At 38.5% G+C, this 22254-nt stretch carries 25 protein-coding genes and 1 other annotated feature; all 25 genes read right to left on the minus strand.

Translation table 11 applies throughout. The features are described from left to right. Positions 1 to 31: 31 nt before the first annotated feature. The 25 genes from rplE to rplK all read right to left on the minus strand — a co-directional run bounded on the left by rplE (position 32) and on the right by rplK (position 22089). The gene (gene rplE / locus B6K90_RS20560) at positions 32 to 571 is read right to left on the minus strand and encodes a 50S ribosomal protein L5 (RefSeq protein ID WP_056467447.1); all 540 of its coding nucleotides are present in this window, start codon (positions 569 to 571) and stop codon (positions 32 to 34) included. Positions 572 to 599: 28 nt separating this feature from the next. Then, positions 600 to 911: a 50S ribosomal protein L24 gene (gene rplX / locus B6K90_RS20565; RefSeq protein WP_056467443.1), complete on the minus strand. Its 312-nt coding sequence runs from the start codon at positions 909 to 911 to the stop codon at positions 600 to 602. 56 nt (positions 912 to 967) lie between these two features. Continuing rightward, on the minus strand, positions 968 to 1336 hold the full coding sequence (gene rplN / locus B6K90_RS20570; RefSeq protein WP_088014602.1) for a 50S ribosomal protein L14: 369 nt from the start codon (positions 1334 to 1336) through the stop codon (positions 968 to 970). Positions 1337 to 1382: 46 nt separating this feature from the next. After that, positions 1383 to 1646 carry a 30S ribosomal protein S17 gene (gene rpsQ / locus B6K90_RS20575; protein ID WP_056467437.1) on the minus strand — a complete coding sequence of 88 codons (264 nt, stop codon included), beginning with the start codon at positions 1644 to 1646 and terminating at the stop codon, positions 1383 to 1385. Positions 1647 to 1667: 21 nt separating this feature from the next. Next, the gene (gene rpmC, locus B6K90_RS20580; protein ID WP_056467434.1) at positions 1668 to 1868 is read right to left on the minus strand and encodes a 50S ribosomal protein L29; all 201 of its coding nucleotides are present in this window, start codon (positions 1866 to 1868) and stop codon (positions 1668 to 1670) included. Continuing rightward, positions 1858 to 2292, minus strand: coding sequence for a 50S ribosomal protein L16 (gene rplP, locus B6K90_RS20585; protein ID WP_069033611.1), 435 nt, complete (start codon positions 2290 to 2292; stop codon positions 1858 to 1860). The genes rpmC and rplP overlap by 11 nt, the downstream gene beginning before the upstream one ends. A 2-nt stretch (positions 2293 to 2294) precedes the next feature. Then, complete coding sequence (gene rpsC, locus B6K90_RS20590; protein ID WP_088014603.1) at positions 2295 to 2954, minus strand: 30S ribosomal protein S3; 660 nt, start codon at positions 2952 to 2954, stop codon at positions 2295 to 2297. A 3-nt stretch (positions 2955 to 2957) separates the two neighbouring features. Next, positions 2958 to 3299, minus strand: coding sequence for a 50S ribosomal protein L22 (gene rplV, locus B6K90_RS20595; RefSeq protein ID WP_056467425.1), 342 nt, complete (start codon positions 3297 to 3299; stop codon positions 2958 to 2960). 17 nt (positions 3300 to 3316) lie between these two features. After that, entirely contained in the window at positions 3317 to 3595 is a 279-nt protein-coding gene (gene rpsS, locus B6K90_RS20600) for a 30S ribosomal protein S19 (RefSeq protein WP_069033610.1), read from the minus strand. A gap of 57 nt (positions 3596 to 3652) precedes the next feature. Next, positions 3653 to 4483, minus strand: coding sequence for a 50S ribosomal protein L2 (rplB, locus tag B6K90_RS20605; RefSeq protein WP_088014604.1), 831 nt, complete (start codon positions 4481 to 4483; stop codon positions 3653 to 3655). Positions 4484 to 4514: 31 nt separating this feature from the next. Beyond that, complete coding sequence (rplW, locus tag B6K90_RS20610; protein ID WP_056467416.1) at positions 4515 to 4805, minus strand: 50S ribosomal protein L23; 291 nt, start codon at positions 4803 to 4805, stop codon at positions 4515 to 4517. Further along, positions 4805 to 5428, minus strand: a complete 624-nt coding sequence (gene rplD, locus B6K90_RS20615; protein WP_088014605.1) for a 50S ribosomal protein L4 — start codon at positions 5426 to 5428, stop codon at positions 4805 to 4807. Before rplD ends, rplW begins: the two co-directional genes overlap by 1 nt. A 27-nt stretch (positions 5429 to 5455) precedes the next feature. Further along, the gene (rplC, locus tag B6K90_RS20620; RefSeq protein ID WP_056467410.1) at positions 5456 to 6085 is read right to left on the minus strand and encodes a 50S ribosomal protein L3; all 630 of its coding nucleotides are present in this window, start codon (positions 6083 to 6085) and stop codon (positions 5456 to 5458) included. Positions 6086 to 6118: 33 nt separating this feature from the next. After that, positions 6119 to 6427 (minus strand): 30S ribosomal protein S10, encoded by a 309-nt coding sequence (gene rpsJ / locus B6K90_RS20625; RefSeq protein WP_056467407.1) that lies wholly within the window; start codon positions 6425 to 6427, stop codon positions 6119 to 6121. 338 nt (positions 6428 to 6765) lie between these two features. Beyond that, positions 6766 to 7953 (minus strand): elongation factor Tu, encoded by a 1188-nt coding sequence (gene tuf / locus B6K90_RS20630; RefSeq protein WP_088014606.1) that lies wholly within the window; start codon positions 7951 to 7953, stop codon positions 6766 to 6768. Between the two features lie 132 nt (positions 7954 to 8085). After that, positions 8086 to 10164 (minus strand): elongation factor G, encoded by a 2079-nt coding sequence (gene fusA / locus B6K90_RS20635; protein WP_088014607.1) that lies wholly within the window; start codon positions 10162 to 10164, stop codon positions 8086 to 8088. Positions 10165 to 10396: 232 nt separating this feature from the next. Further along, entirely contained in the window at positions 10397 to 10867 is a 471-nt protein-coding gene (gene rpsG / locus B6K90_RS20640; protein WP_088014608.1) for a 30S ribosomal protein S7, read from the minus strand. A 32-nt stretch (positions 10868 to 10899) separates the two neighbouring features. After that, a complete protein-coding gene (gene rpsL / locus B6K90_RS20645) occupies positions 10900 to 11322 on the minus strand; it encodes a 30S ribosomal protein S12 (protein WP_056467392.1) in 423 nt (140 codons plus the stop codon). A gap of 245 nt (positions 11323 to 11567) precedes the next feature. Continuing rightward, a complete protein-coding gene (gene rpoC, locus B6K90_RS20650; RefSeq protein ID WP_088014609.1) occupies positions 11568 to 15176 on the minus strand; it encodes a DNA-directed RNA polymerase subunit beta' in 3609 nt (1202 codons plus the stop codon). 46 nt (positions 15177 to 15222) lie between these two features. Next, complete coding sequence (rpoB, locus tag B6K90_RS20655; protein ID WP_088014610.1) at positions 15223 to 18753, minus strand: DNA-directed RNA polymerase subunit beta; 3531 nt, start codon at positions 18751 to 18753, stop codon at positions 15223 to 15225. Between the two features lie 245 nt (positions 18754 to 18998). Continuing rightward, positions 18999 to 19598 carry a class I SAM-dependent methyltransferase gene (locus B6K90_RS20660; RefSeq protein WP_088014611.1) on the minus strand — a complete coding sequence of 200 codons (600 nt, stop codon included), beginning with the start codon at positions 19596 to 19598 and terminating at the stop codon, positions 18999 to 19001. 106 nt (positions 19599 to 19704) lie between these two features. After that, on the minus strand, positions 19705 to 20067 hold the full coding sequence (gene rplL / locus B6K90_RS20665) for a 50S ribosomal protein L7/L12 (protein ID WP_088014612.1): 363 nt from the start codon (positions 20065 to 20067) through the stop codon (positions 19705 to 19707). A 56-nt stretch (positions 20068 to 20123) separates the two neighbouring features. After that, a complete protein-coding gene (gene rplJ / locus B6K90_RS20670; protein ID WP_088014613.1) occupies positions 20124 to 20624 on the minus strand; it encodes a 50S ribosomal protein L10 in 501 nt (166 codons plus the stop codon). A gap of 43 nt (positions 20625 to 20667) precedes the next feature. Next, positions 20668 to 20803: a sequence feature (ribosomal protein L10 leader region), on the minus strand. 55 nt (positions 20804 to 20858) lie between these two features. Continuing rightward, entirely contained in the window at positions 20859 to 21548 is a 690-nt protein-coding gene (gene rplA, locus B6K90_RS20675; protein ID WP_088014614.1) for a 50S ribosomal protein L1, read from the minus strand. 115 nt (positions 21549 to 21663) lie between these two features. Then, entirely contained in the window at positions 21664 to 22089 is a 426-nt protein-coding gene (rplK, locus tag B6K90_RS20680) for a 50S ribosomal protein L11 (RefSeq protein ID WP_056467373.1), read from the minus strand. Positions 22090 to 22254: the final 165 nt, after the last annotated feature.

Here is a 22254-nt window from a genome sequence, read left to right on the forward strand (position 1 = left end):
TTCGCCTCCTCTTCTTTAGCGCTGGCTTTCATTATTTTTGAAAAGGCATTCCGAATAATGTTAGCATTTCACGAGCTTCTTCATCAGTATTTGCAGTAGTTACAATAACGATGTCCATACCACGTACTTTGTTTACTTTATCATAATCGATCTCTGGGAAGATTAATTGCTCTTTAACACCTAAAGTGTAGTTTCCACGGCCATCGAATGACTTTTTAGAGATTCCACGGAAGTCACGTACACGAGGTAATGTTACAGAAACTAATTTCTCAAAGAATTCGTACATACGCTCACCGCGTAATGTAACTTTAGCACCGATAGGCATTCCTTCACGAAGACGGAATTGAGCGATTGATTTCTTAGCTCTAGTTACAACAGGTTTTTGACCTGCGATTAAAGTTAATTCCTCAACAGCAGTATCTAATGCTTTTGAATTTGAAACAGCCTCACCAACACCCATGTTGATGACGATCTTTTCAATTTTTGGCACTTGCATAACTGATTTATAGTTAAACTTGCTCACTAGAGCAGGAGTGATTTCATTTTGATATTTCTCGACTAGGCGGTTCATTCAGTTGACCTCCTTTCATAAATTTCTATTATTTATCAAGTAATTCGCCTGATTTTTTTGCAATACGTACTTTTTTACCATCCACTAATTGGTAACCTACGCGTGTAGGTACTCCAGTTTTTGGATCTAATGCCATAACATTAGAAACATGGATTGGTGCTTCTTTCTCGATGATGCCACCTTGTGGGTTAGCTTGAGTAGGTTTTGAGTGTTTTTTAATGATGTTAACACCTTCAACTAGTACGCGGTTATTCTTTGGAAAAGCAGCAAGGATAACACCTTGTTTTCCTTTGTCTTTACCAGAGATAACTTGAACTTTATCACCTTTTTTTACATGCATCTTCTTCGTGCACCTCCTTAATAAGGCTTTCTGAAGTATTTATTAAAGTACATTAATTAAAGTACTTCTGGAGCTAATGATACGATTTTCATGAAGTTGCTATCACGTAATTCACGTGCAACTGGTCCGAAAATACGAGTACCACGTGGGCTCTTATCATCTTTAATGATAACAGCTGCGTTTTCATCAAATTTGATGTAAGTACCGTCTGGACGACGAACACCGCGTTTCGTACGAACGATAACAGCTTTAACTACATCACCTTTTTTAACAACGCCACCTGGTGTTGCTTGTTTTACTGAACATACGATGATATCACCGATGTTAGCAGTTTTACGGCCCGAACCACCTAATACTTTAATAGTAAGTAATTCACGTGCACCTGAATTGTCAGCAACTTTTAAACGAGTTTCTTGTTGGATCATGTCAAATTGACCTCCTTTCGGATTAAGAATGATATCCGATCATCTATTAGATAATAACAGCTTCTTCTACGATTTCAACTAAACGGAAACGTTTTGTAGCTGATAATGGACGAGTCTCCATGATTTTTACGATATCGCCAACTTTTGCAGTGTTTAGCTCATCGTGCGCTTTATATTTCTTAGAATATTTAACGCGTTTTCCGTATAGTTTATGTGTTTTATAAGTTTCAACTACAACAGTAATTGTCTTATCCATCTTATCAGAAACTACACGTCCTGTGTAAACTTTACGTTGGTTACGTTCGCTCACTGTGCAAACCTCCCCTCATCATTAATTATTAGAGTTAATTTCTCTTTCACGAACTACAGTTTTCATACGAGCAATTGCTTTACGAACCTCGCGGATACGAGCAGTGTTCTCTAATTGTCCTGTAGCTAATTGGAAACGAAGATTGAATAACTCTTCTTTAAGAGATTTCACTTTTAATTCAATTTCAGCAGTGGTAAGATCGCGAATCTCATTAGTTTTCATTAGAATCACCACCATTGTCTTCACGTTTTACAAACTTACATTTAACTGGTAATTTGTGAGCTGCTAAGCGTAGTGCTTCACGAGCTACTTCTTCAGATACACCAGCGATTTCGAACATAATTTTTCCTGGTTTAACGACTGCTACCCAACCTTCTGGAGCACCTTTACCGCTACCCATACGAACCTCAAGAGGTTTAGCTGTGTAAGGCTTAGAAGGGAAGATTTTAATCCATACTTTACCGCCACGTTTCATGTAACGAGTCATTGCACGACGCGCTGCTTCAATTTGACGGTTAGTAATCCAAGAAGCTTCAGTAGATTGTAAACCGAATTCACCAAATGCTACTTCAGTACCACCTTTGGCACGTCCGCGCATTTTTCCACGATGCTCTCTTCTATATTTAACACGTTTAGGCATTAACATAATTAATTTCCTCCTTCCTCAGAAGCTTTCTTTTTTGTAGGAAGAACTTCACCTTTGTAAATCCATACTTTTACGCCTAGTTTACCGTATGTTGTATCTGCTTCTGCAGTTGCATAATCGATATCCGCACGTAATGTATGAAGTGGCACTGTACCTTCACTATATGATTCTGCACGAGCAATATCTGCTCCGCCAAGACGACCAGAAACTTGTGTTTTAATACCTAATGCACCAGCACGCATAGCACGTTGAAGTACTTGCTTTTGAGCACGACGGAATGAAACACGGTTTTCTAATTGACGAGCGATGTTTTCAGCTACTAATTTAGCATCAAGATCTGCTCTTTTAATTTCGATGATGTTGATATGAACACGTTTGCCAGTAAGGTTGTTTAAAGCTTTACGAAGAGCTTCAACTTCCGAACCACCTTTACCGATTACCATACCTGGTTTTGCAGTGTGAACAGTAATGTTTACACGGTTTGCAGCTCTTTCGATTTCTACTTTAGATACAGCAGAATCTTTTAAACGAGTGCTGATGTACTCACGAATTTTGATGTCTTCATGTAAAAGATCAGCGTAATCTTTTTCAGCGTACCATTTAGATTCCCAATCTTTAATAATACCAACACGAAGTCCGACTGGATTTACCTTTTGTCCCATCGATTATCCCTCCTTCTTCTCTGATACCACGATTGTAATGTGGCTTGTGCGTTTGTTGATTGCGCTAGCACGTCCTTGTGCACGAGGGCGGAAACGTTTTAAAGTAGCACCTTCATCAACGAATACTTTTTCGATGTATAAGTTATTAACATCCATATCATAGTTATGCTCTGCGTTAGCAATAGCAGATTTTAATAATTTTTCTACAACAGGAGAAGCAGTTTTTGGTGTGTGTCGAAGGATTGCGATCGCTTCGCCAACTTGTTTACCTCGGATTAAATCGACTACTAGACGAACTTTACGAGGAGCGATACGAACTGTTCTCAGTACAGCTTTAGCTTGCATTGGAGTGCCTCCTCTCATTATCTTCTAGTTTTCTTGTCATCCGCATCGTGACCTTTATAAGTACGAGTTGGAGCAAATTCACCAAGTTTGTGACCTACCATATCTTCCGATACATATACAGGTACGTGTTTACGACCATCGTATACTGCAATAGTATGTCCGATAAATTGTGGGAAAATAGTTGAACGACGTGACCAAGTTTTAACAACTTGCTTAGAGTCAGTCTCGTTTAATTTCTCAACTTTAGCTAATAAGTGATCATCAATAAATGGACCTTTTTTCAGGCTGCGTCCCATTGTGGTACCTCCCTTCGTGATTGACCTACGGTTCTAGTGAACCGTAGCACAATCGCGTTATTTTTTACGGCGACGAACGATAAATTTGTCTGACGCTTTGTTTTTCTTACGAGTTTTGTAACCAAGAGTTGGTTTACCCCATGGAGACATTGGTGATTTACGTCCGATTGGAGAGCGTCCTTCACCACCACCGTGTGGGTGATCAACTGGGTTCATTACAGATCCACGTACAGTTGGGCGTTTACCCATCCAACGAGAACGACCTGCTTTACCGATGTTAATAAGTTCGTGATGTTCGTTACCAACTTGACCTACTGTCGCGCGGCAAGTTGCTAATACCATACGTACTTCACCAGAATTTAAACGAACTAGTACATAACGATCTTCTTTACCTAATACTTGAGCAGAAGTACCAGCTGAACGTACTAATTGTCCTCCACGACCTGGTTTTAACTCGATGTTGTGGATTGTAGTACCTACTGGAATGTTAGCAAGTGGTAAAGCGTTACCTACTTTAATATCAGCTTCAGGACCTGAAACGATTTCCATACCTACTACTAAGTTTTTAGGAGCTAGGATGTAACGTTTTTCTCCATCAGCGTAGTTAATTAACGCAATGTTTGCAGAACGGTTTGGATCGTACTCTATTGTAGCAACGCGTCCTGGTATACCATCTTTATCTCGTTTGAAATCGATGATACGGTATTGACGTTTGTGTCCACCACCTTGGTGACGAACAGTAATTTTACCTTGGTTATTACGGCCAGCTTTTTTGTTAAGTGGAGCTAGTAATGATTTTTCTGGTTTGTCAGTAGTGATCTCAGCAAAATCATTAGTAGTCATACCACGGCGACCGTTAGTGGTTGGTTTATACTTTTTGATTCCCATCGTAATTTCCCTCCTTTTCTAGTAGTTAATATTAAACGCCTTCGAATAATGTAATTTCTTGGCTATCAGCAGTTAATTTAACGATTGCTTTTCTACGACGGTTTGTGTAACCAGCATGTTTACCCATACGTTTAAACTTACCTTTGTAGTTCATTACGTTAACTTTTTCTACTTTTACACCGAAGATTGCTTCAACAGCATCTTTAACTTCAGTTTTATTAGCTCTTACATCTACTTCAAAAGTGTATTTTTTTTCAGCAATTGCTTCCATAGAAGCTTCAGTGATAACTGGGCGTTTGATAATATCACGAGGATCCTTCATTACGCAAGCACCTCCTCTACTTTTTCCACCGCAGCTTTAGTCATGATTAAAGTATCATGATGTAAAACGTCGATTACGTTTACTTCATTAGCTGCAAGAACTGTGATTCCAGGGATATTGCGAGCAGATAAAGCTACGTTTTCATTTAGGTCAGCTGTTACGATTAAAACTTTCTTAGCAACTGATAAGCCAGTTAATACAGTAACCATATCTTTTGTTTTCGGTGCGTTTAACGCTAAATCTTCAAGAACTAACATGTTTTGTTCTAAAACTTTAGTAGATAATGCAGATTTAATCGCTAAGCGACGTACTTTTTTAGGTAATTTATAAGAGTATGATCTTGGAGCTGGACCGAATACGATACCACCACCACGCCATTGTGGAGAACGGATTGAACCTTGACGAGCACGGCCTGTTCCTTTTTGTCTCCATGGTTTACGACCACCACCACGTACTTCAGAACGTGTTTTAACTTTGTGAGTACCTTGACGTAAAGATGCACGTTGCATCATTACAGCATCAAATAAAACGTGTTCGTTTGGAGCGATTCCGAATACAGCATCTGCTAATTCAATTTCTCCTACTTGAGCACCTGTTTGATTAAACATAGTAACTTTAGGCATTTCTTTTCCTCCTTTCTTCTAAATTAATTATTTAGATTTAACCGCAGTACGGATTGTTACGTAAGATTTTTTAGAACCTGGTACATTACCTTTTACTAAAAGTAAGTTACGTTCAACGTCAACTTTAACGATTTGTAGGTTTTGTACAGTTACTTTTTCTCCACCCATTTGACCAGGTAAAGCTTTGTTTTTGAATACACGGTTTGGAGCAACAGGACCCATTGAACCTGGACGACGGTGGTAACGAGAACCGTGAGACATTGGTCCACGAGATTGTCCGTGGCGCTTAATGCTACCTTGGAATCCTTTACCTTTTGAAGTTCCAGTTACATCAACGATGTCACCATTTGCAAAAATATCTACTTTGACTTCTTGACCAACTTCATAAGCTGATACATCAGCGTTGCGAAGTTCACGAACGAAGCGCTTAGGTGCAGTGTTTGCTTTAGCAGAGTGCCCTTTTTCTGGTTTGTTAGCTAATTTTTCACGTTTGTCAGCGAAACCGATTTGGATAGCTTCGTAGCCATCAGTTTCAGTAGTTTTCTTTTGTAAAACCACGTTTGGAGTAGCTTCGATTACAGTTACTGGAATTAACTCGCCGTTTTCAGCAAATACTTGTGTCATACCGATCTTTTTCCCTAAGATTCCTTTAGTCATAAGTCACACCTCCTGAATTTATATATAATGTTATTAAAGTTTGATTTCAATATCAACGCCAGATGGTAAATCTAGTCTCATTAATGAATCAACTGTTTGAGGAGTTGGATTCACGATATCGATTAAACGTTTGTGAGTGCGCATTTCGAATTGCTCACGAGAATCTTTGTATTTATGAACCGCACGAAGGATCGTGTAAACTGATTTCTCAGTTGGTAACGGAATCGGACCAGATACAGAAGCACCAGAACGTTTCGCTGTTTCAACGATTTTCTCTGCAGATTGATCTAAAATACGGTGATCATAAGCTTTTAAACGAATACGAATTTTTTCTTTTGCCATAATTTTCCCTCCTTTTTCGCCTATTTAAATAATAGACATACTCCATGGAAATTTCCTTACACTCGCCATGGCAAAGCGGCCGGGTGTATCAGCAACCTTCCACTTCTACGCAGTCAAAGACCAACATCATCTATTATACATAAAAAATAATGCTATTGCAAGCATTTGTTATAAGTTTAAGTAAATAATGTTCTTGTTGTCTTCAGTACTTAGTTATTATATTATCTTCAATTATTAAAATCAAGCAAGAATCGGTTTTCTAGCATATTTAAATATTTTCCAATTAACTTATATAAAAAAAGCTTAGAAGAATAGATCTTCTAAGCTTTTAAGTTTAATTATTCAACGATTGTAGCAACTACGCCAGCGCCTACAGTACGTCCACCCTCACGGATAGAGAACTTAGTTCCTTCTTCAACAGCGATTGCGTTGATTAACTCAACAGTCATTTCGATGTTGTCGCCAGGCATAACCATTTCAACGCCTTCTGGTAATTGGATGATTCCAGTTACGTCAGTAGTACGGAAATAGAATTGTGGACGGTAGTTAGCGAAGAATGGAGTGTGACGTCCACCTTCTTCTTTTGATAAAACGTAAACTTCAGCTTTGAACTTAGTGTGTTGTTTAACTGAACCTGGTTTAGCTAAAACTTGACCACGTTGGATATCGTCACGAGCAACCCCACGAAGAAGTGCACCGATGTTATCTCCAGCTTCTGCTTGGTCAAGAAGTTTACGGAACATTTCAACACCTGTTACAGTAGTTGATTTTGGCTCTTCAACTAGACCGATGATTTCTACTACGTCACCAACTTTAACGATACCACGCTCAACACGACCAGTAGCAACTGTTCCACGACCAGTGATTGAGAATACGTCCTCAACTGGCATTAAGAAAGGCTTGTCAGTTTCACGAGCTGGTGTTGGGATGTAAGAATCAACTTCAGCCATTAATTCATGAATTTTAGCTTCCCACTCAGCATCTCCTTCAAGAGCTTTAAGTGCAGAACCTTTGATTACTGGAATGTCATCGCCAGGGAATTCGTATTCTGATAATAGATCACGGATTTCCATTTCAACTAATTCAAGTAACTCTTCGTCGTCAACCATGTCACATTTGTTCATGAATACTACGATGTAAGGTACACCTACTTGACGAGATAAAAGAATGTGCTCACGAGTTTGAGGCATTGGACCATCAGCAGCAGATACTACTAAGATACCGCCGTCCATTTGAGCAGCACCAGTGATCATGTTTTTAACATAGTCAGCGTGACCTGGGCAGTCAACGTGTGCATAGTGACGAGTTTCTGTTTCGTACTCAACGTGTGCAGTAGAGATTGTGATACCACGCTCTCTTTCTTCTGGAGCACCATCGATTTGATCGTAAGCGCGAGCTTCAGCTCCACCTACTTTTGCTAATACAGTTGTAATAGCAGCTGTTAATGTAGTTTTACCATGGTCAACGTGTCCGATTGTACCAATGTTAACGTGTGGTTTAGAACGTTCGAATTTAGCTTTAGCCATTCTAAAAAGCCTCCTTATAATGTAAGAAAATTATTTTTTAGTTTATATGATAATGCTATAAAGGGTAACTTGTACCCTTAATAGCTAACATCTAACATAAATAGTTATACATGATGAGAACTAAATAATCAATTACTCACCTTTAAATTTTTTAACGATTTCTTCAGAAATTGATTTTGGCACATCTTCGTAATGGTCAAATACCATTGAGAACGTTCCACGACCTTGAGTGTTAGAACGTAATGAAGTTGCATAACCAAACATTTCTGAAAGTGGTACCATAGCACGAACAACTTGAGCGTTACCGCGTGCTTCCATACCTTCAACGCGTCCACGACGAGAAGTAACATCACCCATGATATCTCCTAAATATTCTTCAGGGATAACAACTTCTACTTTCATGATTGGTTCAAGTAGAACTGGGTTACATTTCTTAACAGCATTTTTAAGAGCTAATGAAGCAGCTACTTTAAACGCCATCTCGTTTGAGTCAACATCATGGTATGATCCGTCGAATAATTTCGCTTTAATGTCGATTAGTGGGAAACCAGCTAATACACCATTTTTAAGTGAATCTTCAAGACCTGCAGCTACAGCTGGGATGTATTCACGAGGAACAACACCACCAACGATTGCGTTTTCAAACTCGAAGCCTTTTCCTTCTTCGTTTGGTGAGAATTCAATCCAAACGTGTCCGAATTGTCCACGTCCACCTGATTGACGAACGAATTTACCTTCTACTTGTGCAGAAGAACGGAAAGTTTCACGGTATGCTACTTGAGGAGCACCAACGTTAGCTTCTACTTTGAATTCACGACGCATACGGTCTACGATGATATCAAGGTGAAGCTCACCCATACCAGCGATGATTACTTGACCAGTTTCTTGGTCAGTATGTGCACGGAATGTTGGATCTTCTTCAGTTAATTTTACTAATGCTTGACCCATTTTATCTTGGTCAGCTTTAGATTTTGGTTCGATCGCAATTGAGATAACTGGATCAGGGAACTCCATAGACTCAAGAATTACTAAATTCTTTTCATCACATAAAGTATCACCAGTTGTAGTATCTTTAAGACCTACAGCTGCCGCGATATCTCCAGCATATACTTTCGAAATCTCTTGACGAGAGTTAGCATGCATTTGTAGGATACGACCTACACGCTCACGCTTACCTTTTGTAGAGTTTTGAACGTATGAACCAGATTCTAATGTGCCTGAGTATACACGGAAGAACGTTAATTTACCAACATAAGGATCAGTCATGATTTTGAATGCTAATGCTGCGAAAGGCTCTTCATCACTTGATGGTACGACTTTCTCTTCATCAGTATCAGGTAATGTTCCTTTGATAGCTGGTACATCTAATGGTGATGGTAGGTAATCAATTACTGCATCAAGCATTAATTGAACACCTTTGTTCTTGAATGCAGAACCACATACTACTGGGTAGAATTGTACTGAACATGTAGCTGTACGAATAGCAGCTTTTAATTCAGGAATTGTGATTTCTTCACCTTCAAGATATTTCATCATTAATTCTTCGTCAAGCTCAGCTACTGCCTCGATTAAACGACCACGGTATTCTTCAGCTTGTTCTTTGTATTCTTCAGGGATTTCGATTGTTTCAATGTCAGTTCCTAAGTCATTATTGTACTTAATAGCTTTCATTTCAACTAAGTCTACAATACCCCAGAAGTTATCTTCAGCACCCATCGCTAATTGGATTGGGTGAGCGTTAGCTTGTAAACGGTCATGTAACGTACCTACAGAGTATAAGAAATCCGCGCCGATTTTATCCATTTTGTTAACGAATACTACACGTGGAACTCCGTAAGTAGTTGCTTGACGCCATACTGTTTCAGTTTGAGGCTCAACACCAGATTGAGCATCAAGAACTGCTACTGCGCCATCAAGTACACGTAGAGAACGTTCAACTTCTACAGTGAAGTCTACGTGACCTGGAGTATCAATGATATTTACACGGTGGTTATTCCACTGAGCTGTTGTAGCAGCAGAAGTGATAGTGATACCACGCTCTTGCTCTTGCTCCATCCAGTCCATTTGTGAAGCTCCTTCATGAGTTTCACCAATTTTGTGAATACGACCAGTGTAATAAAGGATACGCTCAGTTGTTGTTGTTTTACCAGCATCAATATGAGCCATGATCCCGATATTACGAGTGTTATTTAAGGAGAACTCTCTTGACATAAGGGTTCTTTCTCCCTTCCAATATTAAGTAGGATTTTTTTAGTATAAGAAAAAGTTATTCCTATACATACTTCATGTTATTAAGTTAAGTACTACAAGCAAAGAACTTTCATGTCATCCTAAGTTATGTAATCTGACGTTCACCTACTTAAGCTAGCAAGCTAGTAGGAAAATAGGTGAACGACTTAACCAACATTTATTATGTGCAGAAATAACTAAATTGCTTTGAATCTTACCAACGGTAGTGAGCAAACGCTTTGTTCGCTTCTGCCATTTTGTGAGTATCTTCACGTTTCTTAACTGCAGCACCTGAGTTGTTAGCTGCATCAAGAATTTCATTAGCTAAACGCTCTTCCATCGTTTTTTCTCCACGAAGACGAGCATAGTTTACTAACCAACGAAGACCTAGAGTAGTACGACGCTCTGGACGCACCTCAACTGGTACTTGGTAGTTAGAACCACCAACACGACGAGCTCTAACTTCTAGAACTGGCATGATATTTTTAAGAGCTGCTTCGAATACTTCCATTGGTTCTTTACCAGAACGTTCTTGGATTAATTCAAAGGCTCCGTATAAGATAGCTTGAGATTTTCCTCTCTTACCGTCAATCATCATTTTGTTGATTAAACGAGAAACTAATTTTGAATTGTAAATTGGATCTGGCAATACATCTCTTTTTGCAACAGGACCTTTACGTGGCATGTGATTTCCTCCTTTCGACTAAATCTTATCTATTACTTCTTAGCTGCTTTTGGTCTCTTAGTTCCGTATTTAGAACGACCTTGCATACGCTTGTCAACACCTGCAGTATCTAAAGCACCACGAACGATATGGTAACGTACCCCCGGTAAGTCTTTTACACGTCCACCACGGATAAGAACAACACTGTGCTCTTGTAAGTTGTGTCCGATACCTGGGATATAAGCAGTTACCTCGATTTGGTTAGTTAAACGCACACGAGCATATTTACGTAAAGCTGAGTTTGGTTTCTTTGGAGTCATTGTACCAACACGAGTACAAACACCACGTTTTTGTGGAGCTGATAAATCAGTTGATTTTTTCTTTAATGAGTTGAAACCTTTATTTAATGCTGGTGATTTTGATTTCCATACTTTAGAAGTACGTCCATTACGCACTAACTGGTTAATAGTAGGCATGAGTTTTCCTCCCTTCAAATATTTATAAGACCACACATCCAGGTGGTTCATAATAAGTTGAAAACAAAGTTTTTGCAAGAAGGAAGAAGCCCTCCTTCTCACAAAAACAGTTTTAACTGTATATTCCTAAATTAGCCCCGGATCTAACCTGCTTAGATTAGCAGTGCTATTGTCTAGGAGCAACCTTGAATATCTTATCATTTTTCATCAAATAATGTCAACTCAAGTTTTAAAATATTTTAAGATTATTTTTCAACTAATACTTCTTCGTTCATTTCAACTGATTCATTTAAATCTTTAACAAGATCTACTTTACGGTATCTGTTCATACCTGTACCAGCTGGAACCAACTTACCTATAATAACATTCTCTTTTAATCCTAGCAACTCATCACGTTTTCCTTTAATTGCAGCGTCTGTTAATACACGCGTTGTTTCTTGGAACGATGCAGCTGATAGGAATGAGTCTGTTTCTAATGATGCTTTAGTAATACCTAGTAATAATGGGCGTGCAGTAGCTGGTTGTTTACCTGCATATAATGCTTCTTTGTTTGCTTCAGTAAACTGGTGAAGTTCTAATAATGTTCCAGGTAATAAATCAGTCTCACCCGCATCCATTACACGAACTTTCTTCAGCATTTGACGTACCATTACCTCTACGTGTTTGTCTCCAATTTCTACCCCTTGCATACGGTATACTTTTTGTACTTCACGTAATAAGTATTCTTGAACAGCATTTGTACCTTTTACTTTTAGAAGTTCCTTTGGATCGATTGAACCTTCTGTCATTACTTGACCACGTTCAATTGTTTCACCTTCTTGAACTTTAAGTCTAGCGCCATAAGGAACTGGGTAGTTTCTAGTTTCAACTGAGCCTTGAACAATAATTTCTTGTTTATCTTTAGCGTCAGTAGAAATCGAAATAATACCATCAATTTCAGAAATAACAGCTTGACCTTTAGGGTTACGTGCTTCAAATAGCTCTTGAATACGAGGTAAACCTTGAGTGATATCGTCTCCTGCTACCCCACCTGTATGGAATGTACGCATCGTTAACTGTGTACCTGGTTCACCGATTGATTGAGCAGCGATAATACCAACTGCCTCACCAACTTCAACCTCAGCACCTGTAGCTAAGTTACGGCCATAACATTTTTTACATACTCCATGGTTAGTATTACATGTGAATGCAGAACGGATATTAACTTCTTCAATACCAGCATCGATAATTTCACGAGCTAAGTCTTCTGTAATTAAATCGTTCTCTTGAGCAAGTAATACACCTGTTTCTGGGTGGCGTATAGTTGAACGTAAATGACGACCAACTAAACGATCGTATAAACCTTCAATAATTTCGTTACCTTCTTTAATTGCTTTAACATGTAAACCACGGTCTGTACCACAGTCATCTTGACGAACTATTACGTCTTGCGCAACGTCTACTAGACGACGAGTTAAGTAACCAGAATCGGCAGTTTTAAGTGCTGTATCTGCAAGACCTTTACGAGCACCGTGAGTAGAGATGAAGTATTCAAGTACTGTCAGACCTTCACGGAATGAAGATTTAATCGGTAACTCGATAATACGACCAGCCGGGTTGGCCATCAGACCACGCATACCTGCAAGCTGAGTGAAGTTCGATGCGTTACCACGGGCACCAGAGTCACTCATCATAAAGATCGGGTTACGTTTATTTAAAGAAGCCATCAGTTTTCCTTGAATTACATCCTTCGCGTCACTCCAAATTGCGATTACACGGTCGTAACGCTCATCTTCTGTGATTAAACCACGACGGAATTGTTTTAGAACTTTATCTACTTTTTCTTGAGCTTCAGCAATAATTAATTGCTTTTCAGGTAATACGATGATATCGGATACACCAACCGTAATACCAGCTTTAGTAGAGTGTCTAAATCCAAGATCCTTCATGCGGTCTAGCATTTTTGACGTTTCAGTAATTTTGAAACGTTTAAATACTTCAGCGATGATATTTCCAAGTATTTTCTTTTTGAAAGGAGCAATTTCTTCTCTACTTTCAATAATCTCTTTAATATTCTCACCTTTAGCCACAAAGTACATCTGAGGAGTTTCCTTCTCAAGGTTACTCTGAGTAGGTTCATTAATATATGGGAACGACGTAGGTAAGATTTCATTAAAGATCAGCTTACCAACCGTTGTAATTAATAATGAATTATTTTGTTCTTCAGTAAATGTTTCGTTATTTAAAGAATTTGCTGCAACAGCAACTCGAGAATGTAGATGTACATAACCATTTTGGTATGCAATTAACGCCTCGTTGATATCTTTAAATACCATACCTTCACCGACAGCGCCTGCACGCTCAAGCGTTAAGTAATAGTTACCTAATACCATATCTTGAGATGGAGTAACTACTGGTTTACCATCTTTCGGGTTCAGGATGTTTTGTGCTGCAAGCATTAGAATACGTGCTTCTGCTTGAGCTTCACTTGATAACGGTACGTGAACAGCCATTTGGTCACCATCAAAATCGGCGTTGTATGCAGTACATACAAGTGGATGTAGACGGATTGCACGGCCTTCTACTAATGTAGGTTCGAACGCTTGGATACCAAGTCTGTGCAGAGTTGGGGCACGGTTTAATAACACCGGATGCTCACGAATAACTGATTCTAATACATCCCAAATCTCAGGGTGTAAACGCTCAATTTTACGTTTTGCGGACTTAATGTTATGTGCTAATCCACGCTCTACTAATTCTTTCATCACGAATGGTTTGAATAATTCTATCGCCATTTCTTTTGGTAATCCACATTGATACATTTGTAAGTTTGGTCCTACAACGATAACCGAACGGCCAGAGTAGTCAACACGTTTACCAAGTAAGTTTTGACGGAAACGTCCTTGCTTACCTTTAAGCATATGAGAAAGAGATTTTAATGGACGGTTACCTGGTCCAGTAACTGGACGGCCACGACGACCATTGTCAATTAACGCATCAACAGCTTCTTGAAGCATACGTTTTTCATTTTGTACGATGATGCTTGGTGCACCAAGGTCTAATAAACGTTTTAAACGGTTGTTACGGTTAATTACACGACGATATAAATCGTTTAGATCTGAAGTTGCAAAACGTCCACCATCTAATTGAACCATTGGTCGTAATTCAGGTGGGATTACTGGAAGCACATCTAAGATCATCCAAGAAGGCTCATTACCAGAGTTACGGAATGCTTCTAAAACTTCTAAACGTTTAATTGCTCTTGTACGACGTTGACCTTGAGCAGTTTTTAACTCTTCTTTTAATGAATCAACATCTTTTTCAAGATTAATATCGCTTAATAGCTTTTTAATTGCTTCAGCACCCATAGATGCTTGGAAAGTTTGACCGTAACGCTCACGATAAGCACGGAATTCTTTCTCAGAAAGCAATTGTTTCTTTTCTAAAGGAGTATCTCCAGCTTCTGTTACTACATAAGAAGCAAAGTAGATTACTTCTTCCAGAGCACGAGGGGACATGTCTAAAACAAGTCCCATTCGGCTTGGAATACCTTTAAAATACCAAATATGTGATACTGGTGCAGCTAATTCGATGTGACCCATACGCTCACGACGTACTTTTGCGCGAGTTACTTCAACTCCACAACGATCACAAACTACACCTTTATAACGTACACGTTTATATTTTCCGCAGTGACATTCCCAATCTTTCGTAGGACCGAAAATGCGTTCACAGAAAAGACCATCTTTTTCAGGTTTTAATGTACGGTAGTTAATTGTTTCAGGTTTTTTAATTTCCCCGTATGACCACGAGCGAATTTTGTCAGGCGATGCAAGTCCGATCTTCATATACTCGAAATTATTTACATCTATCAAGGGGCCTACCTCCCTTTCTGTCCTAAGGTTTTACCCTATATAATACTTATTCTTTTACGTATTCCATATCCATCGCTAAATGTTCTGAAGTTTGATCATCATCATCTTCAGTATCACGCATTTCAATTTCTTCGTCTGTAGCAGACATCATCTTAACATCCATACCAAGTGACTGTAATTCTTTAATTAATACTTTGAATGATTCAGGAACACCTGGTTCTGGTACATTTTCACCCTTAACGATTGCTTCATATGTTTTCACACGTCCAACAACGTCATCAGATTTAACTGTTAAGATTTCTTGTAATGTGTAAGCAGCACCGTATGCTTCAAGTGCCCAAACCTCCATCTCACCAAAACGCTGTCCACCAAATTGTGCTTTTCCACCAAGTGGTTGTTGCGTAACAAGTGAGTAAGGTCCTGTTGAACGAGCATGTAATTTATCGTCAACCATGTGTGCAAGTTTAATCATATACATGACACCTACAGATACACGGTTATCGAATGGCTCACCTGTACGACCATCATAAAGTACAGTTTTAGCATCACGTGCCATACCAGCTTCTTCAATTGTTCCCCATACATCTTCTTCACGCGCTCCGTCAAATACTGGAGAAGCAACATGAATACCAAGATATCTTGCAGCCATACCTAAGTGTAGCTCTAATACCTGACCGATGTTCATACGAGAAGGTACCCCTAATGGGTTTAACATGATATCAACTGGCGTTCCATCAGGTAAGAATGGCATATCTTCTTCTGGTAAAATACGAGAGATAACCCCTTTATTACCATGTCGTCCAGCCATTTTATCCCCTTCAGAGATTTTACGTTTCTGAACGATATAAACACGAACAAGTTGGTTTACTCCTGGTGGTAATTCATCACCGTTTTCGCGAGTGAATACTTTTACATCAAGAATAATTCCGCCTCCACCGTGTGGAACACGTAAAGATGTATCGCGAACTTCACGAGCTTTTTCACCAAAGATAGCGTGTAGAAGACGTTCTTCAGCAGTTAATTCAGTTACACCTTTAGGCGTTACTTTACCAACTAATAAATCTCCATCTTTTACTTCTGCACCAATTCGGATAATTCCACGCTCATCAAGATTTTTAAGTGCATCTTCACCAACATTTGGAATATCACGAGTGATTTCTTCAGGTCCTAATTTAGTATCACGAGCTTCTGATTCATATTCTTCAATATGAACTGAAGTATAAACATCTTCTTTTACTAGACGACGACTCATAATGATCGCATCCTCGTAGTTGTAACCATCCCATGTCATGAATGCTACTAATACGTTACGTCCTAGAGCTAATTCACCTTTTTCCATTGAAGGTCCATCTGCAAGAATTTCGCCTCTTACAACTTCATCACCAACACTTACGATTGGGCGTTGGTTATAACAAGTACCTTGGTTAGAACGTACGAATTTTAACATACGGTATTTATCAAGGTCACCTTTTACTTTTTGACCGTCTACATCTAAGTAGCGACGTACCCAAACTTCTTTCGCTTCAACACGTTCAACAATACCTGGGTGTTTACAAATTACTGCAGCACCAGAGTCTTTCGCTGATACGTATTCCATACCTGTACCTACGATTGGAGATTCAGGGTTTAATAATGGAACTGCTTGACGTTGCATGTTCGCTCCCATTAGGGCACGGTTCGAGTCATCGTTTTCTAAGAAAGGAATACATGCTGTCGCAGCTGATACTACTTGTTTTGGAGATACATCCATGTAGTCAATACGTTCACGTTTAACAACTGTGTTGTCTCCACGGAAACGAGCTACTACATCTTCATCTAAGAAACTACCATCTTCACCTAAACGAGCATTCGCTTGGGCTACAACGTATAAATCTTCTTCATCAGCAGTTAAGTAATCAATTTTATCTGTTAGACGACCAGTTTCAGAGTCTACACGACGATAAGGAGTTTCAATAAAACCAAATTGATTTACTTTTGCATAAGAAGAAAGTGAGTTAATTAATCCGATGTTTGGACCCTCAGGAGTTTCAATCGGACACATACGACCATAGTGAGAGTAATGAACGTCACGTACTTCAAATCCAGCACGTTCACGTGTTAAACCACCTGGTCCAAGTGCTGATAGTCTTCGTTTATGAGTTAATTCAGCAAGTGGATTTGTTTGGTCCATGAATTGAGATAACTGTGAGCTACCAAAGAATTCTTTTATTGAAGCAATTACAGGGCGAATATTAATTAACGCCTGTGGAGTAACTGCATTTGTATCTTGAATTGACATACGTTCACGAACTACACGTTCCATACGAGATAAACCGATACGGAATTGGTTTTGAAGTAATTCACCAACTGAACGTAAACGACGATTTCCTAAATGGTCAATATCGTCAGTGTCACCTACGTTATGTAGCAGGTTAAAGAAGTATGAAATTGAAGAAATAATGTCAGCTGGTGAAATATTTTTCACACTTTTGCTTACATTCGCATTTCCAATAACTTGAATAACTTGTTCACCATCTTCTACAGGAGCGTAAATTTTAATAGATTGTAGAGTAATCTCATCTTCTAATACGCCACCAGCAGGGTGAGCAACTTTTTCACCGATATTCTTTTCTAAGAATGGAAGAATACGGTCTAACGTACGGCGATCAAGAGTTGTCCCCTTTTCTACAATAATTTCACCAGTTTCTGGATCTACTAATGTTTCTGCAATACGTTGGTTAAACAGTCTATTTTTAATGTGTAATTTTTTATTTATTTTGTAGCGTCCAACACTAGCTAAATCATAACGCTTCGGATCAAAGAAGCGAGTAATTAATAGGTTTTTAGCATTTTCTACTGTAGGTGGTTCACCTGGACGTAATCTTTCATAGATTTCAAGAAGCGCCTTTTCGGTGCTATCTGTGTTATCCTTTTCAAGCGTATTACGTAGGTATTCATTCTCGCCTAATAAGTCTAGAATCTCTTGGTCCGTACCAAACCCAAGCGAACGTAGTAGTACCGTTACAGGTAATTTTCTTGTACGGTCAATACGTACATAAACTACATCCTTCGCGTCCGTTTCGTACTCTAACCAAGCACCACGGTTTGGAATAACTGTAGCCGTAAAACCTTTTTTACCATTTTTGTCGATCTTTCCACTATAGTACACACTTGGAGAACGTACTAATTGTGAAACGATTACACGTTCAGCACCATTAATAATAAATGTGCCTGTATCCGTCATCAGTGGGAAATCCCCCATGAAAACGTCTTGCTCCTTAACTTCGCCAGTTTCCTTATTTAATAGGCGAACTTTCACTCGAAGTGGAGCAGCGTAGTTTACGTCACGCTCTTTCGATTCTTCTACAACATACTTCGGCTCACCTAAACTGTAATCAATGAATTCTAATGATAGATTACCTGTGAAATCCTCAATCGGTGAAATGTCTTGGAACATTTCTCTCAAACCTTCATCTAAGAACCATTGGTAAGATGCTGTTTGAATTTCAATTAAGTTAGGTAACTCTAAAACTTCACTGATACGAGCATAACTTCTGCGTTGGCGGTGTCGTCCATATTGAACTAGTTGACCTGTCAACATATTCACCCCTTAAATCAAGAGTATTTAAAACAAAAAAATAGTAACAAATAAGCAGAAAAAATCCCTTACTTGTTAAACAAAAAATAAAATGGTTTCAAAATGAAAACCATTTATTAAACTCAACGACAGTCATTTTACTATCATTTCCAAAGAATATAGAAATATACCCACTTTCAAAAAATCATTTTTGAAAATAAATATATATTGGCATTTAATAATACTATCACAAGCAAAAATTACAGTCAATCTTTTTTACTTTTTATGATATAATACCCTTTATCTTTTTTTACTACCTCAACCTCATCGAAAGTTTCTTTTAATAAATCAAGAGCAGATGGCGCACCTTGTTTCTTTTGTATAACTACCCAAAGCTCACCACCAGGAAGTAATTTATCGTGTGCACCTTTCAAAATTTCGTGAACAACATTTTTCCCTGCTCGTATTGGCGGATTCGTTAAAATAGCTGCATATTCTCCAGTTACATTTTCATAGATGCTACTTTCATAGATTTTCACATTTTCTATTTTATTTACAATCGCATTTTCTTTTGCTAATTCAATTGCTCTTAAATTAACATCAACCATCTCTACTGTGCGGTTTACATCATCTTTTGCAATTGATAAACCGATTGGACCATATCCACATCCAACATCTAAAATATCACCTTTAATTTCTGGAAATGCGAATGCGCTAATTAAAACACGTGATCCAAAATCAACTTCATTCCTAGAAAAAACACCTGAATCAGATTGGAATTTCAAATCATTACCTCTCAGAGTAAATGAAAATACCTTTTTATCATTTTTACTATTCGGTTGATTTGTAAAATAATGATCTGCCATAAAAAATCCTTCTTCCATATATTCTTATCAACAGTCTTCCCAAAGTAATCCCATATGAACAAAAAAAGCTCGCATAAATGCGAGCTTTCTTAAAAACTTTTAGAAATTACTTAACTTCTACGTTAGCGCCAACTTCTTCAAGTTTAGCTTTCATTTCTTCAGCTTCTTCTTTGCTGATTCCTTCTTTAATTGCTTTAGGAGTGTTGTCAACTAATTCTTTAGCTTCTTTTAATCCTAAACCAGTTAATTCACGAACTACTTTGATAACTTTGATTTTTTGGTCGCCAGCGCCAGCTAATACTACGTCAAATTCAGTTTGCTCAGCAGCAGCTTCAGCAGCGCCACCAGCCATCATAGCCATAGGAGCAGCAGCAGTTACGCCAAACTCTTCTTCGATTGCTTTTACTAAGTCATTTAATTCTAATACAGTCATGTTTTTAACTGCTTCAATGATTTGTTCTTTAGTCATTGTTAATTTCCTCCTTGTTTATACCTTTAAATTATATATTTTAAGCGATCTTGGCATTAAGCGCCTTGTTCTTCTTTTTGTTCTGCAACTGCTTTAGTTGCAAGAGCGAAGTTGCGGATTGGTGCTTGTAGCACGCTAAGCAACATAGAAAGTAAACCTTCGCGAGATGGAAGTTCAGCAAGAGCTTTAACTTCTTCAACAGTAGCAACGTTTCCTTCGATTACACCAGCTTTAATTTCTAAAGCCTCATGTTTTTTAGCGAAATCGTTGATTACTTTAGCAGGAGCAATTACATCCTCCATACTAAACGCGATTGCGTTTGGACCAGTTAATGATTCGTTTAAACCAGCTAAGCCAGCTTCTTCAGCAGCACGACGAGTTAAAGTGTTTTTGTAAACTTTGAACTCAACGCCAGCTTCACGTAATTGCTTACGTAATTCAGTTACTTCAGCAACGTTTAAACCACGGTAGTCAACAACGATTGTTGATTTGCTATCACGTAATTTAGCAGCTACTTCAGATACAACTTGTTTTTTAGCTTCTAATACTGCGCTCATTTATTACACCTCCTGTGGATTTTTGTGTGTATACCGCAAAAGTGTAACCATAGCAAAACCTCCACGAATTTTTCAAAAAAAGACATGGAGGTTGTATATGCACGAATTTATCAGTTATACACCTCGGTAGGATATTAAGCGTAAGCACCTACTGTCTACGGTAGTCTATTTAATTAGCAAGACAATCTCCATTATAGAGAGTTCTTGTCGAATTGTCAACTTTGTTTTTTTATCTTAGAAACTAGCTGGATCTACTTTGATACCAGGGCCCATAGTTGAAGTGATTGCTACGTTCTTCATGTATGTTCCTTTAGCAGCAGCAGGTTTAACTTTTAACATAGTTTCAAAGATTGTTGTAAAGTTTTCTACTAACTTTTCGTTTTCGAAAGATACTTTACCGATTGGTACGTGAATGTTACCAGCTTTATCAACACGGTATTCAACTTTACCAGCTTTGATTTCGTTAACAGCTTTAGTTACATCAAATGTAACTGTACCTGTTTTAGGGTTTGGCATTAAACCTTTAGGTCCTAATACACGTCCTAATTTACCAACTTCAGCCATCATGTCTGGAGTTGCTACTACTACATCAAAATCGAACCAACCTTGTTGGATTTTGTTAATCATGTCAGCATCGCCTACGAAATCAGCACCAGCAGCTTCAGCTTCTTTAGCTTTTTCACCTTTAGCGAATACTAATACACGTTGTACTTTACCAGTACCGTGTGGAAGAACTACTGCACCACGAATTTGTTGGTCAGCTTTCTTTGGATCTACTCCTAAACGGAATGCTACTTCAACTGTTGCATCAAAGTTAACAGTTGTAGTCTTTTTAACAAGTTCTACAGCTTCGTTTACTGCATAAACAGCTGTACGATCTACTAATTTAATAGCTTCTTGGTATTTTTTACCTTTGTTAGCCATGTTTTATTCCTCCTAATGTGGTTTTAACGGATTTTCCTCCCACGAATAAAGGTTGCGATAAAACACATCAAGTGATGCTCGCAACCTCCTCAATCACACCTTATTGAAGATGGGATTAGTCTTCAATAACGATACCCATACTACGTGCAGTACCTTCTACCATACGCATAGCAGCTTCAACAGAAGCAGCATTTAAGTCAGGCATTTTTTGTTCAGCAATCTCACGCACTTTATCGCGTTTAACTGTTGCTACTTTTTTACGATTTGGTTCACCAGAACCAGACTCGATACCAGCCGCTACTTTAAGAAGTACAGCAGCAGGAGGAGTTTTCGTAATAAATGTAAACGAACGATCTTCGAATACAGTGATTTCAACAGGAATGATTAGACCAGCTTGGTCAGCTGTACGAGCGTTGAACTCTTTACAGAATCCCATGATGTTAACACCTGCTTGTCCTAGTGCAGGACCAACTGGTGGTGCTGGGTTTGCTTTTCCTGCAGGAATTTGCAATTTTACCATTTTAATTACTTTTTTAGCCACGAGACACACCTCCTTAAGTCCGTGATGTGGTAATGGGGTTTTACACCCTCCCACTCATATCGTTTTGCATTTACATGCATATTCTTATACAGAAGTTAATATCATCTATTCGATGCATATTGACCTTTAAAAGTCTAACATTTTCAAATTAAAAATGCAAGGTCT

Origin of the sequence: Gottfriedia acidiceleris (genome assembly GCF_002128425.1) — a bacterium.
Taxonomy (GTDB): domain Bacteria; phylum Bacillota; class Bacilli; order Bacillales; family Bacillaceae_G; genus Gottfriedia; species Gottfriedia acidiceleris.